Genomic DNA, 14,068 nt, shown 5'->3' with positions numbered 1-14,068 from the left:
TAATGAAAAACAGGTTGGGTGATATTTCGGTTTATCCCTGTGTATACAGGGAACATGTTTGTGCCTCAACCTCTGCCCGAGTAGTCCCCGGTTTATCCCTCTGCATACAGGGAACATAAAAAGATGGGTGTTTGAACAGCCACCTTTTTTCACAGAAAAATATTTATTAGTTCAATTTATTTAGAAGTTAATCTCAGTACCCACAAAGTAACGTCGACCTTCTAAAGTTTTACCAAAGTCAGCGTTTGAAACATCTTTATCAAATAAGTTATAAACTCCACCATAAATCTTAGCATTTTTATTTATATGGAAAGATGCACCTACATCCCAGAAAGTATAGCCTGGATATTCAATTTTCTTACCGCTACGATCTGTTGTACTTTCGACGCCATAATAAGCAACTTTAGTCCATAAATCCCATTCTTGAGTTACATACCAATCAAGTTGAGTATTGAATTTTTGCTTTGGTGTACGGTTTAAAGGTTTACCTTTATTTTTTCCGGTTTTTTGTTCTGATTTATTCCAAGAATAGTTAGAACTTAATAAGAAATCAGTAAATAGAGGTGTTTTGAATGATAGCTCTAAACCTTTAAGATCTGCTTTATCCACATTCTCACGCCCCTGAACAAAATCAAATTTTTCACGATAACCATTGATCTGGCAATTTCTAGATCCAGCTTCACCTCGGCAAATATAATAAGATTGGATTTTATCTTTATATTTGGTATAAAAAGCTGTTACAGATGCATCAACACCATATTCATTGGTATAACCAACACCCATTTCAAATGAATTCGTTTTTTCAGGTTTTAAATTTGGATTTCCCATTATCATCCCTTTATTACCTGTTCCTGATCCACCTGTAACTTGTCCCCAGTCTGAAACAACTTGGCGTAGTTGTGGTGTTGCAAATCCAGTTGAGTAACCACCTTTTAAAGTAAAGTTATCATCAATATTCCAGACACTATAAATCTTTGGATTCCAGTTATGACCGTAGTTTTCATCTTTATTATAGCGTACGCCGGCAGTAATACTCCAATTATCGATAATTCTGATCTCATCATCAGCAAAGAATGCATAACTCCAACGATCGATTTTTGTTAATTTTTTATTTAACTGATTACCATTATCGTGAAGTTCTTGATAAGTATATTCTCCACCAGCGGTTAACATATTAATCGAGAAAGGAATGGTCACACGAGAGTCAACATTGGTATTACGAATTTTCATTTTTCTTTCTGGATTATTATTACTTTCATGAGCAATAAAAGATGTCGTTGAGACATCACCAAATAAACCATTATGAGTCAAAGCAAAAGAGTTGCGACGGTTATCTCGATTAAAATCGCCACGATTAACTGGTCTTGTTTTACCACCTGTAGCATTACTATTTTGTAAAGATCGCCCAAAGTCGAGATCAAATGTTTGTGTTTCAGTTGCATTAAGCGATATTTTACCATTTAGGCTACGTAATTTTTGTGCCGAATGACCATTTAGGAATTTATCTTCATGACGCTTGGTATATTGACCATATAACTGAATACCCAAAATATCATCAATTATAGGTCCCATGGTGGAGAAACTACCAATATAGGTATTTTTTTCATCTGCACGATAAGGAATAACTGACTCAATGCGTAAACCACCGTGCCATTTGTTAGACACTTTTTTAGTGATAATATTAACTACCCCACCCATGGCATCTGAACCATATAAAGAAGACATAGGTCCACGGACAACTTCAATACGTTCAATAACAGTTAAAGGTGGTAACCAGCCTTGCTCAAAACCTGAGTTATCACTATTAGGTCTTGTTTCACGTGTGCTGACTTTTTTACCATCAATTAATAATAAAGTGTATTTTGCATCCATACCACGAATACTAATATCTGTCGAATCACCGCCACCAGTTATAGTAACACCCGGAATATCTTTAAGTGCATCAGTCACATCACGATAAGGTTTTTTGCTAATTTCTTCTGGTGTGATCACTGAAATTGTCGCCGGTGCTTCTTTAATTTGCTGTGAAAATCCTGATGCTGTCACTACCATGGTATCTGTGTCTTTATCGCTTGCAGCCACAGCAATGCCAGACAATGATAATAAAAGACTAGTGTTAATGACATGTGCTGCCAATTTAAACTTAGTATTCATTTGTATAACCCTATTATTTATATTGATATTTTCAACTGAAGTGCGAAAGTACAATATACTATATGAGAATAGTTATCAATATCTTTTCAAAAAATTATTTATTGCTAGACAATTTATACACTTTAAACAATAATAGTTATCATTTGCAGAGTAAACAAAGGAACCGAGATGAATACCAAGAAAAAATTACTATTAAGCTCATTAGCTGCACTTGTCTTAGGGTTAACGGGTTGTCAATCTTCAATGACGGTAACAACCGATAATAATCAATCAGTTGTAGTACCTAAATCACCAAGTAAAGTTGTTGTGATGAACTATGGTGCACTAGACACGTTAGATGCTTTAGGTAAAGGTTCAATTGTTGCAGGAGCACCTCTTTCTGTTCTGCCTTCTTATCTTGAGCAGTATAAAAATGCAAACATTGCTGACACAGGTAATATGAAAGAACCGAGTATAGATGCAATCAAACAAGCTAAACCGCAATTGATTATTATTGATGGTCGTCAAGCTAGCCGAACTCAAGAGCTATCTAAGATTGCACCTGTAATTAATTTAAGCGTTGATGCAAAAAACTACCTTGAATCAACCAAAAAACATATTAATTTATTAGCAGATATCACTGGCACTGAAAAAAACGCAAGTAATTTAATTCAAGCCCTTGATGTAAAAATAACAAATGCTCAATCTGTTGCTCAATCAAGTCATAAAAAAGCAATTGTTGCAATCCATAATGATGATAAATTGATTCTAATTAACGCAAGTTCAAGTGCTGCGTTAATTCATGATGTTTTAAAAGTAAAACGGGCTGTTCCATTTTTTATTCAACCAGTAAATAATGGTGAAAGGCCAAAACCGACTTTTATTGATAATAATTACGTTAGTGATGTTAAACCTGACATTATTTATGTCGTTGATCGTAGTAAAGCAATTGGCCAGACGGCTATGAAAGAAGACTTTTTTGATGCAAAAGTATTAGCTGAGAGCAAAACTGAAGTTGTTTATCTAACGCCCGATCTTTGGTACTTATCTGGTGGCGGTGCAGAAAGTTTAGATCGTCAAATTGATGAAGTAATTAATGGTCTAAAATAAGATTGTTATTATTATTGTTAATTGTTTAACTTCCTATTTGCCCTTATGCAGTTAGTAAGGGTTTTTTTACTATATAGCTATATAGATTGTTTTCGTTACTGTTCTTAGTATTCTAATGTTTTGTAATACTATCAATGCTGCTCAACATTTGGTTTACTAAAAACAGTACTAAAAATTGCTATACAATTGTAGATTATTTGATACTTAAATGATGTCATGCCAAAAGTTTAAATTTTATTATTGAACCGATAATTAATATTTGAAAATAATCTACTCTTTAACATGAATAAATTTACTATTTAGGAATAATCCTTTTGCTCTTATCAACACTTCAAATTTCAATCAGTCTTTTTTTAAAATCTTAAAAATAGGATTTCAATATGATACTTTTAAATTCTTAAGATGATACATTTAATAAATGTGGTTCCAAATGAACAAGTTTATAGTGCTCTTCAATTACAATATTATAAACCGTTATAAAATAGTCTATCGACTTTACTTGCCATAGATTATATACCTAAACAACAATTAACGAGACAGAGCCATCAGTTGCTATTGAAGATAAATTATAATTTACTTTATATGGTTGACGGTCATGTTAGATACACGCCTTTAATAATTTTATTTTATATAAATCATAACAACCTAAAAATTTTTATTAGCATCAATTTAAATATGTTAAAATGCTCGCCTATTGTCTAAATCTAAATTGACAGACTTTTAGATTCTCGAGAAATACCTCTATAAATTTTAAAATTATTACAATACTATGAATATATCATCCCCAACAATTGGATTTGTGAGCCTCGGTTGTCCTAAAAATTTAGTTGACTCAGAGCGAATATTAACTGAACTGCGTACCCAAGGTTATCAAGTGGTACCTACTTATGAAAATGCTGATCTGGTGATTGTTAACACTTGTGGATTTATTGACAGCGCTGTACAAGAATCGCTTGAAGCTATTGGTGAAGCTCTTGATGAAAATGGTAAAGTGATTGTTACCGGTTGTCTTGGCGCTAAAGAAGATCAGATCCGAAGTGTACACCCAAAAGTGCTTGAAATTTCTGGTCCCCATAGTTACGAAGCTGTGCTAAGTCATGTAAATAAATATGCGCCAAAACCTGCATATAATCCATTTACCAGTTTAGTACCAGAGCAAGGAGTAAAGTTAACGCCTAAACATTATGCATACTTAAAAATTTCAGAAGGTTGTAATCATAGCTGTACATTTTGCATCATCCCTTCTTTACGTGGTGAGATGGTAAGTCGTCCTATTGGTAATGTACTTGATGAAGCGAAACGATTAGTTGATAGCGGAGTAAAAGAACTTTTAGTCATTGCTCAAGATACCTCAGCTTATGGTATTGATATCAAAAACCGCACCAACTTTTGGAATGGTATGCCTTTAAAAACTAATATCCAAACACTCTGTGAACAATTATCTAGTCTTGGTATTTGGGTAAGATTACACTATATGTACCCATATCCGAGTGTTGATGACTTAATTCCATTAATGGCGGAAGGAAAAATCTTACCTTATTTAGATGTTCCTTTACAACATGCCAGCCCAACGGTTTTAAAATCAATGAAACGCCCTGGAACAATTGAAAGAACACTTGAACGAATTCATCACTGGCGTGAAATTTGCCCTGAAATCACTCTGCGTTCAACTTTTATTGTTGGTTATCCAGGCGAAACTGAACAAGATTTTGAATTATTGCTCGACTTTTTAGAAAAAGCGCAATTAGATCGCGTTGGTTGTTTTCCTTATAGCCCCGTTGAAGGTGCAGCAGCGAATGAATTAGCTAATCAAGTTCCAGACGAAATCAAACAACAGCGATTTGATAGGTTTATGCAGTTGCAGCAAAAGATATCAATGCAAAAATTACAAGCTAAAATAGGTAAAACTTTAGCGGTGATTATTGATGAAGTCGATGAAGAAGGTGCAATAGGACGTAGTATGTCTGATGCGCCTGAAATTGACGGTGTTGTATATTTAAATGAAGAAAAAGATGTCAACGTCGGGGACATTGTTCAAGTCACCATTGAGCATTCTGATGAGTATGACTTATGGGGAACGGTTAAACGGTAATAAATCATGAAACAACATTATAAACATGAAATAAAAAATCTTGGGAAATTGGCAGTACCAGTACTTATTGCGCAAGTATCACAAACAGCCATCACTTTTGTTGACACCATTATGGCGGGACATTACAGTAAAACGGCATTATCTGGTGTTGCTATTGCAGTATCAATTTGGTTACCAACAGTTTTGTTTGGGCAAGGACTGTTAACAGTTTTAACCCCCATCATTGCCAACTTAAATGGTGCAGCAAAACGAGATCAAGTTGCGAATCACACACGTCAAGGTGTAGTGATCGCCCTATTTTTATCTGTGTTGATAATGTTGATTTTATATCATTCAGACCAAATAATCGGTCTAAGAAGTTCCGTTGATCATCCTATTGATCCCGAAATGATGGATGTGGCCGTAAAATTTTTACGAGCAATCATGTGGGGAGTACCTGCATTCTTACTGTTTTTAGTTTATCGCAATCAATGTGAGGGATTATCCAATACTAAACCAGCTATGGTAATCATATTCATTGCGTTACTTGCTAATATTCCAATTAACTATGTTTTAATTTATGGCAAGTTAGGATTACCTGCATTTGGTGGTGTTGGTTGTGGTATTACTGCTGCCATCATTTTTTGGCTAATGTTTGGCTTAATCCGCTTATATACCTTAACTACCGCAAGTCAACGTGATATTCGTGAAACACAATTGACCAAATGGGTTGATTTTAGTGTAATCAAAAATATCGTTGTGCTCGGTATGCCTCTGGCACTAGCCTACTTTTTCGAAATGAGCTTATTTGCTGTGATAGCTTTACTGATTGCTCCACTTGGTCAAGTCACTGTTGCTGCACATCAAATTATCTTTACTATCAGCAGCTTAACTTTTGCAATACCATTATCGCTCGGTGTAGCATCAAGTATCCGTGTAGGTTTTTTACTCGGTAATAAAAAACCATCATTAGCGAAACAAACTGCTTATATTAGTCTGGCGATATCGTTAATGATTGCCGTAATAGTGGCATTAGTTCTGGTTATTTTTAGAAAGCCAATTATTAATATATTCACAGAAGAAGTAGATGTTATTATTATTTGCTTACAACTGATCATTTTGCTCGCTATTTATCAAGCTTCTGATTATCTTCAAGTTGTAGCAAGTAATGTATTACGTGGTTACAAAGATACGAAAAGTATTTTTTACATCACGCTTATCTCTTATTGGGGCGTTGGCCTTCCAGTTGGATACATTTTAGGATTAACCGATCTAATTATGCAACCAATAGGTGCTGCAGGTTTTTGGATAGGGATTATATTAGGACTGGCGGTTGCTGCATTTTTACTTATTGCTAGAATGATCTACATTCAAAAACAACCACAAGAAGTAATTTTAAATAAATCTTCAAGATAATATATATATAACATGAAAAGGATTAATATAATTTTGTTTGAACTATACAAAAATATATTAATCCTTTGAACGTTATGGACACCCTAGTGTTCAATCAAAAGTGGGAATATTAGCTATATTAGCCTATATAATAAACCTCATAAAACTAAATTTTATTGCTTTTCTTTCATCTATAGCTGTTGTTCTTTTAATTAGCATATAAGTTCGTCCGAAAGTTGCTCTATATGGAGCATTCTTTGCACATGTTTAAGAACTCATATCTAAAAATGTTTTAATCATTTTAATTGGTACTATAAATTATAAACGCACATCAGTCTTATATATATCTTATTATTTTTTTAATATTTATACGGTTTTGTTGGCAGTTTAACCAACATCCATGAATTAATGCTTTTCAGCGCTTGGACCAATAATTCTAATGTATAGAATAAAAAATAATCCAAAAATTAATTTTTTTATGAATAATCATTGCCCAAATATATTATGATTATTTATGTTCATTTAATATAAATATATGTTGATTAAAATTAAATTATTAATATAATTTTGCAGCTTATCAACTGATTGTTTTAAAATGGATTTATTTTGTGATATTTATAAAAAGCAAATTATTTGCATATGTTATTTGCATTTGTCTCTCAATAGTATTGGTTTACTTATTAGGTTATACACAAAGATTTGATAGGATACTACTCACTTATTTATCTCTAATTTTTTTAGCTAGATTCACGTTATTTCGTTTCTTTTTTGGGTCGATATTTGTCATTGCATCACTTTATTTCCCAGTAGGATTTTATTATGGAAGTCCAAATGTTGCAGTTATCAGTGCGGTATCAGAAACCGATTTTGATGAAGTATTAGAATTCTTTAATCAATTACCTATTTATCTTTATTTTATTCCAATTGCACTCGTAATTTTATTCATTTATATATTTTATAAAGTTAAATTTCCAACGATTAATAACAAATATTTTATTATTTTGTTTTTATTGCTATGCTGTTATAAACCTGTCAAAATATTTTTTAAAAGTCATACTACCTCGATTACAACAATTTTAATTCATAATTTTAAATATCCACCTTTTGAATTTTGTATCGATTTATACTCAAGCTATAAGTTATACACAACAGAAAAGCAAGAGCAACTTAGACAAATTGAAAAAACTAATACAATACCCATTGTTTCTGTAAATCCTAAATATAAAACTTATGTTATTATCATTGGTGAAAGTGTTCGTAAAGATTACATGAGCGCTTATGGATTCAAATATAATAATACTCCTTTTACAAATGACCATGCCTCATTAATTTGGGATGGATTAATTGCTCCTGCATCAAATACTCAATCATCAATTCCTCATTTAATTAGTCAATCTAGTTATTCAGATAATAAAGAAGTTAATGCACAAATAAACAATAATATTATTACTATTGCTAATGATGCTGGATTTGATACCTACTGGCTTTCAAACCAAGGCCGATTAGGTAGAATGGAAATAACTGTGCCAAGAATTACCGCTTATAGCAAAAATATTTTCTACACCAAAAAAGGGGAATATAACGGTAAATCATCTCGAGGTAAATATGATACCTTACTTTTACCTGAACTAGATAACTTATTAACAGAAAAGCACGATAAACCAAAGCTTATTGTTATGCATTTAATTGGTTCACATCCTCATTTTTGTAAAAGACTACAGTTTGATGTGCAATTTGATCTCAACAATAAAAATATATCATGTTATGTCAGTAGTATTAAAGAAACAGATGATTTTATAAAATCAACAATAGAGATATTAAAACGACATAATGAAGATTATTCTGTGGTTTACTTTGCAGATCATGGGCTTTCTCATACTGAACAATACCAAGATTTAAGACATAATTGGGAAAACCAAAATAGTTACCAAGTGCCATTAATATTTTTTGATTCATCAGAAAATAATCATATTAAAATCAATAAACAAATTTCAGGATATCAATTCGTTTATTTATTAAGTCATTGGATGGGGATTAAATTGAACATCCAACATGATTACATGCAATATCATTTGATGGATATACCTGAACAAAAAAATATTCAAATTAAAGATTGGAAGAATAAGCTATTTCCATTTAATGATTTGAAAAAAGATCCTAATCCATATTAAAAGATTTAATTTTTTGACTAAAAACATCATACCATCACTAAATTACTAGTGATGGTTTTTAAATTTAATTGAAAATAACAAAATCACAAAAAAACAATAAATAACCAATCAACCTAAATCAAAACAAATATTATCTCCAATATTCAATTTTGGAAAAACATCTGGTTCAACTGCAATTGCTCCTGGCAGAATGTCACTATCATTTTGTTTAAAATAAATAGAAATATGCCCCAATTCTTCAAAGTTTTTATTTGCCTCGCTACCAACTTGTTTAATAATATACTTATGTTCACCTAACATAAATTCTTTACCTTCAATCAATGTTTGATTAGGCTTTTTATGAAACTCATGTATTACACAAATTTCCCTTAAATCAGGTGTTGCCATTGGACCAAATAAAATGATAACTTTTTCTTCTTCAAATTCCGGAACAATAGCACCAATATCAGTAATAACACTTCTTGACATACTTACCTCTTTTATAACTTAGTACATTCCAATACTCATAATCCAAGCAACAATAACAGCCAATATTCCAGTGATCATTCGACTATACAATACAGCGGGTACCCCAATTTGAACAGTTTGAGGTTTTGCTTCCCCTAAAGATAGTCCAACTGGAATAAAGTCACATCCAGCTTGAGCATTAATAGCAAACAACGCAGGTAAGGCATAAGCAACAGGAATTGCACCAATTGCAATCTGTGAACCTATCAAGACACCAATAACTTGAGCAATAACAGCGCCCGGACCAAGAATTGGTGATAAAAATGGTAAGCTACAAATAAATGCAATTACCATCATACCCCATATTGAGCCAGCTAAAGGTGATAATGTTGTAGCGATTATATGGCCAATACCTGTGTAATTGATAATACCTATTAACATACTAATAAATGCCATAAAAGGTATAATGTTTTTAATTAACATATCAGTCGAATCACGACCTGCTTGATAAAAAATTCCCATGGCTTTACCAATACTTCGGGATAATTTAATCAATAAGCTTTCTTTTTGATTTTGTCGATGTTCTTCTTTTATTTGTGCATATTTTTCTTTAAATTTTTCGCGATCCAAAACTGGATCTTCAGCCGTTTGTGTTTGCTGTTGTTGATTCTGCGCAGATGCTGTTGGTTGTTCATTATGACCTTCTAATAGTTTTATGTTTTGAGGCTTAACCCCTGAAACAAAGACATCTTCAGTAATATGTTTTGCTAAAGGACCAGTTGGTGCTGATGGAATAACATCAATTGTAGGAATTTTTTTCATTGGATAAACACCAATTCGAGCGGTTCCACCACAATCAATAATTGCGCACAAAATTTCATTTTCTGGAATTGCATTTTTGAAACCGTCTACCGCTTCCCCACCCGAAAGTTCAGCAATTCTTTGGGCAACTGGATGAATACCACCGCCTGTTACAGAAAGTATTATATGTTTTTCAGTCGTTGGCGTTAAAGAAAAACCTGTTCCCCAGCCACCTTGTCCTTTATCTATCATAATTGTTTTATACATAGCATCACTCTCCTACAGATTTTTTTTACGCATCAAAAATTTAGTAATAATTTCGGTAATAACACCACGCATTAAAATAATGATAATACCCGCTAAAAAGTACCGAACAGAAAGACTCGAAATGCTATAACCTGCATTCATAACACCATTTGCAATCCCCAGATATACAAATAACTCACCAGCATTGGCATAAGGAAACATACCGGTTACAGGGTGCAAGAAAGAAACAACCGAATCATAAAAAGCTGGTTTTTGTTCTTCTTTAACAAAGCGACCAAAAGTATAAGCCATTGGATTAGTCAACATTAAAACAGACAGAATTGGCATTAAACTGTAGCGTAATAACATATTTTTTGCCGAAAATTGAATTGCCTTAGTGACTCGTTGTTCACCAATAAAAGCAATTAAAGAATAGGTGAATGTTAATAACACAATCAAAAGCGGGATAATATCTGTCATAAAACCAACAAAAACTTTCCCACCAGCTTGAAATAACCCAATAAAATGGGTTCCAAACCATTCAATATATTCCATTATTATCTCCTTTGTTGTTGTCTTCTAAGATTTTAATAAGTTAAATTAAACAGGAAGTTGGTTTGTTCCCATTTTTATAATTGCTTTTTCTTCAACAGAAAGTTTTCTGGTTTCACTTTCTGCTCTTAAATTGGTTAAAATTTGTGACAATTGGCATCCATAGAATCTTGGTAACGGTTTAAATTTGGCAAAGATTGATGTTCCTTTCAAAAGTTGGCATTCTTTAACCATTTTGTTTTCATCTATCACCATAACCACAATCGCACTTGAACCTAACCTTTTACGTTCAATAGATGAATAAAGATGATAATTTTTAGAATTTGAATATTGTTGAGTGATGTTGTACATATATCTTTGATAATACCTAATTTGCATTAAACTCAATATTGACTGTAAAACAAAAACAACACTGGCGATGATTACAATATTCATGTTTACAAACCCCATAAAAACAACTTAACTTATAACGCAAGAAACTGCTGAATCTTATTAGTCAGCAGTTCTTATATTTTTAACTAAAGACTTCATCTTGAAGTTTACGTAATTTCCAAACTGTTGTTGTTTCATCTAAAACAACATCTTCTTCAGTTAAAAACTTACCATTTGGTATATCTCGTTTGGCAACAACATTACCGCTGATAAGGCCAATTGGAATATTTTTGTTTTTCTTCATATCCGCATGAGTCTCAATTACACCACGAACACAAAAACCACCGATTCCATCAAGTCGTTCTCCAATTTTGATATCCTTTTTTGCGACAGCAACTGTTTCAGATACTGGAGCACCACAAGGGACAATAGCGGTATCGTGATTTAAAATAGCTTTCGCAATAGTCATTGGTGTTTCAAGGCTAGCTAAATGGAAAGGACGATATAAAATGTGATGATCTCTTTCACCTTTTTTCATTAAATAATTTAATTCATTACTAACATTAGGATTTTGACCTTTAACGATAGCAAAAATACCAGGGGCTAAACCATCAACATATTCAACGACACCAAATTTATTAAGAACGCCTCCATTTTCTTTAAGGTTTAAATCTTTGAGGACTGAATCTAAATCACCTTTGACGCCATGCATGCCAACTACATCAGGAATAAAACCCATTGCATTAGAAAGTAAATTCATTTCTGCCATAGTCTTCGTTCCATCTTGGAATGCTGCTAACATGTGTGATGACATATGTTTTGAATCAGCCTCAGCTTGTGCTGTATCAGGGTTTGCTTCTATTTTTAATTTGTTATTTTTACCTTTACCTACAACAAGAACTTCCATTCCCATTGATTTTGCAAATTCATACATCTCAAGTGTTGCTGCTGGTTCATCTCCATCAGAACCGGTATAAATAAGATCAGCGGCACTAAACAGTTTATGCATCAAAGGGCCTATTGTGATATCTATCTCCACATTAAGAAGAACTAAATGCTTTTTGGCTAATAATGTTTCTAAAGCAATTTTCGCACCTACTTCAGGTACTCCTGTAGCATCAACAATTATTTCAACCTCTTTTGATTGAATTACTTCTTTAAAATTTTTAGAAACAAGAATATTATTTTCCTTACTGGCGCTTGCTTTATAATCTTTTGCTGCTTGTTTCGCAGCTTCTAAATTAATATCACTAATTCCAGTTACACACATTCCCGGAATGGTTGCTATCTGCGCTATCATTCCTGTTCCCATTTGCCCCGCACCAATAACCCCAACTCGAATTGGATTGTCATTTTCTTCTCTTTGTAACAATTGTCTATAGATGGTCATTTTTGTATTCTCCTTGTTAAATTTAATATTAAATAGGTTTATTAACTATTTATCATAAAGATAACATAATAAATCATAACCACAATTGACAGATCAATATTATGTGACTTTTGTCACAGTAATTGTCATTTGTCACTAATTTAAATTTTGGACAAAAAAAAGCCTCTTTATACAAATAAAGAGGCTTTTTAACTATAAAAATTAAAGAATCATTAGTGACTAGTATTTAAGACATACTCAGCCATTTTGTCTGTCATTACGATAATATCAATAATCTTAGAATTTAAAGCTGCAATAACCGCTTTTTCCTTATTTTCACCTGATACAATGGCAACTACTGTTGGAATTTCACGTAAATCATCTAAACTTAAACCTATAATCTTTTGATTTATTGGACTATTTGCTTCTTTTCCGTCAGAAGTATAAAAACGTGAATTACAATCGCCAACTACATCATAATAACGAAACTCTTCAAGATCTTTTTTATTAATATAACCAATTTCTTCCATAGTACTATTTTGATAAGGATTAGAGATACCTACGATCGCCATATCAACCGTTTTACCTTCATTGAGTACTTCATTTATATATTTATTTTTACATAGATCATTTTTCATTGTTTGATCTTCCACTAATGCTGGTGCATATAGGTATTTACATGTACATTGCATCTTTTTTTTAAGATCATAACAAATTTGATTCGAATGTAGGTCAACTTCCTCAGCACCCATACCACCTATCAAAGGTACAATAACTAATTCTTTATTAGTAATATACGGAAATTCATTAACAAATTTCCTAATTGTTTTTCCCCACGAAATACCTAATTTATTAACTTTTAAAATTCGTTTATTCAATGCATAAGCAGCTTTTTTAGCTAACCAATTTGTGGATTCTTCATAAGATAGATTATGTGTAGCAACAACAATCGCTTCTTCTAGTTTGAATTTAGTTTCAAGTTTCTGCTCTAATTCAACTGTATATGCAGTTTCATCTTTGATAAAAATTTCAACAATACCTAACTCTTTAGCATCTTGTAATTTTTTAGAAATTATTGATCGTGAAATACCTATCTTCTGAGCTATTTGAGCCTGAGTCCAACCATATTGGTAATACCAAGTTGCAATTTTAACTAAATCTCGCTTTTCTTCCCATCTCATAACTCACTCCTATTGAGTTTTTATAATTAACAATAGTCAATCAATAAAACAAATGTTTAACTAATAGTAGCATAAATTGAAAAATCAAACATCAAATCAAATTTTAACCACCATTAGCATTTAAAAACGTCAATAAACAATATTAACTATAATGAATTAAAGTAATAGTTAATAATAATTATCATACGTTACGATTAGTTAAATGATATTGAGATAATAC

At 32.3% G+C, this 14,068-nt stretch carries 11 protein-coding genes; 4 read left to right on the top strand and 7 right to left on the bottom strand.

Features of this window, described 5'->3' with window-relative positions; all coding sequences use genetic code 11:
- Positions 1–180: 180 nt before the first annotated feature.
- Positions 181–2,154 (bottom strand): TonB-dependent receptor domain-containing protein, encoded by a 1,974-nt coding sequence (locus A9G17_RS12450; protein ID WP_065738993.1) that lies wholly within the window; start codon positions 2,152–2,154, stop codon positions 181–183.
- Between the two features lie 168 nt (positions 2,155–2,322).
- Between A9G17_RS12450 and A9G17_RS12445 the strand changes: the two genes are divergently transcribed.
- The 4 genes from A9G17_RS12445 (at position 2,323) to A9G17_RS12430 (ending at position 8,880) form a co-directional block, all read left to right on the top strand.
- Positions 2,323–3,243 carry an ABC transporter substrate-binding protein gene (locus A9G17_RS12445; RefSeq protein WP_065738992.1) on the top strand — a complete coding sequence of 307 codons (921 nt, stop codon included), beginning with the start codon at positions 2,323–2,325 and terminating at the stop codon, positions 3,241–3,243.
- 769 nt (positions 3,244–4,012) lie between these two features.
- Positions 4,013–5,335: a 30S ribosomal protein S12 methylthiotransferase RimO gene (gene rimO, locus A9G17_RS12440; protein WP_065738991.1), complete on the top strand. Its 1,323-nt coding sequence runs from the start codon at positions 4,013–4,015 to the stop codon at positions 5,333–5,335.
- Between the two features lie 6 nt (positions 5,336–5,341).
- A complete protein-coding gene (locus A9G17_RS12435) occupies positions 5,342–6,730 on the top strand; it encodes an MATE family efflux transporter (protein WP_065738990.1) in 1,389 nt (462 codons plus the stop codon).
- 587 nt (positions 6,731–7,317) lie between these two features.
- Positions 7,318–8,880: a phosphoethanolamine transferase family protein gene (locus A9G17_RS12430; RefSeq protein WP_065738989.1), complete on the top strand. Its 1,563-nt coding sequence runs from the start codon at positions 7,318–7,320 to the stop codon at positions 8,878–8,880.
- Positions 8,881–8,988: 108 nt separating this feature from the next.
- Here the strand turns inward: A9G17_RS12430 and A9G17_RS12425 are convergent, their stop codons facing one another.
- The 6 genes from A9G17_RS12425 to A9G17_RS12400 all read right to left on the bottom strand — a co-directional run bounded on the left by A9G17_RS12425 (position 8,989) and on the right by A9G17_RS12400 (position 13,848).
- On the bottom strand, positions 8,989–9,348 hold the full coding sequence (locus tag A9G17_RS12425) for a PTS glucitol/sorbitol transporter subunit IIA (RefSeq protein ID WP_065738988.1): 360 nt from the start codon (positions 9,346–9,348) through the stop codon (positions 8,989–8,991).
- A gap of 18 nt (positions 9,349–9,366) precedes the next feature.
- The gene (srlE, locus tag A9G17_RS12420) at positions 9,367–10,395 is read right to left on the bottom strand and encodes a PTS glucitol/sorbitol transporter subunit IIB (RefSeq protein ID WP_065738987.1); all 1,029 of its coding nucleotides are present in this window, start codon (positions 10,393–10,395) and stop codon (positions 9,367–9,369) included.
- Between the two features lie 12 nt (positions 10,396–10,407).
- On the bottom strand, positions 10,408–10,929 hold the full coding sequence (gene srlA, locus A9G17_RS12415; RefSeq protein WP_065738986.1) for a PTS glucitol/sorbitol transporter subunit IIC: 522 nt from the start codon (positions 10,927–10,929) through the stop codon (positions 10,408–10,410).
- A gap of 45 nt (positions 10,930–10,974) precedes the next feature.
- Positions 10,975–11,361 (bottom strand): transcriptional regulator GutM, encoded by a 387-nt coding sequence (locus A9G17_RS12410; protein ID WP_065738985.1) that lies wholly within the window; start codon positions 11,359–11,361, stop codon positions 10,975–10,977.
- A gap of 79 nt (positions 11,362–11,440) precedes the next feature.
- Positions 11,441–12,688: an NAD(P)H-dependent oxidoreductase gene (locus tag A9G17_RS12405; RefSeq protein ID WP_065738984.1), complete on the bottom strand. Its 1,248-nt coding sequence runs from the start codon at positions 12,686–12,688 to the stop codon at positions 11,441–11,443.
- A gap of 212 nt (positions 12,689–12,900) precedes the next feature.
- The gene (locus A9G17_RS12400; RefSeq protein WP_065738983.1) at positions 12,901–13,848 is read right to left on the bottom strand and encodes a sugar-binding transcriptional regulator; all 948 of its coding nucleotides are present in this window, start codon (positions 13,846–13,848) and stop codon (positions 12,901–12,903) included.
- Between the last annotated feature and the right edge of the window lie 220 nt (positions 13,849–14,068).

The sequence above is a fragment of the Gilliamella sp. wkB7 genome (assembly GCF_001693435.1).
Classification (GTDB): domain Bacteria; phylum Pseudomonadota; class Gammaproteobacteria; order Enterobacterales; family Orbaceae; genus Gilliamella; species Gilliamella apicola_N.
The sequence above is the reverse complement of the archived record's forward strand: the minus strand, read 5'-3'. Positions and strand labels throughout refer to the sequence as shown.

Coding starts and splice junctions, on each gene's coding strand:
- A9G17_RS12450 (WP_065738993.1), bottom strand. CDS start 2,154: ATGAATACTAAGTTTAAATTGGCAGCACATGTCATTAACACTAGTCTT.
- A9G17_RS12445 (WP_065738992.1), top strand. CDS start 2,323: ATGAATACCAAGAAAAAATTACTATTAAGCTCATTAGCTGCACTTGTC.
- rimO (WP_065738991.1), top strand. CDS start 4,013: ATGAATATATCATCCCCAACAATTGGATTTGTGAGCCTCGGTTGTCCT.
- A9G17_RS12435 (WP_065738990.1), top strand. CDS start 5,342: ATGAAACAACATTATAAACATGAAATAAAAAATCTTGGGAAATTGGCA.
- A9G17_RS12425 (WP_065738988.1), bottom strand. CDS start 9,348: ATGTCAAGAAGTGTTATTACTGATATTGGTGCTATTGTTCCGGAATTT.
- srlE (WP_065738987.1), bottom strand. CDS start 10,395: ATGTATAAAACAATTATGATAGATAAAGGACAAGGTGGCTGGGGAACA.
- srlA (WP_065738986.1), bottom strand. CDS start 10,929: ATGGAATATATTGAATGGTTTGGAACCCATTTTATTGGGTTATTTCAA.
- A9G17_RS12410 (WP_065738985.1), bottom strand. CDS start 11,361: ATGAATATTGTAATCATCGCCAGTGTTGTTTTTGTTTTACAGTCAATA.
- A9G17_RS12405 (WP_065738984.1), bottom strand. CDS start 12,688: ATGACCATCTATAGACAATTGTTACAAAGAGAAGAAAATGACAATCCA.
- A9G17_RS12400 (WP_065738983.1), bottom strand. CDS start 13,848: ATGAGATGGGAAGAAAAGCGAGATTTAGTTAAAATTGCAACTTGGTAT.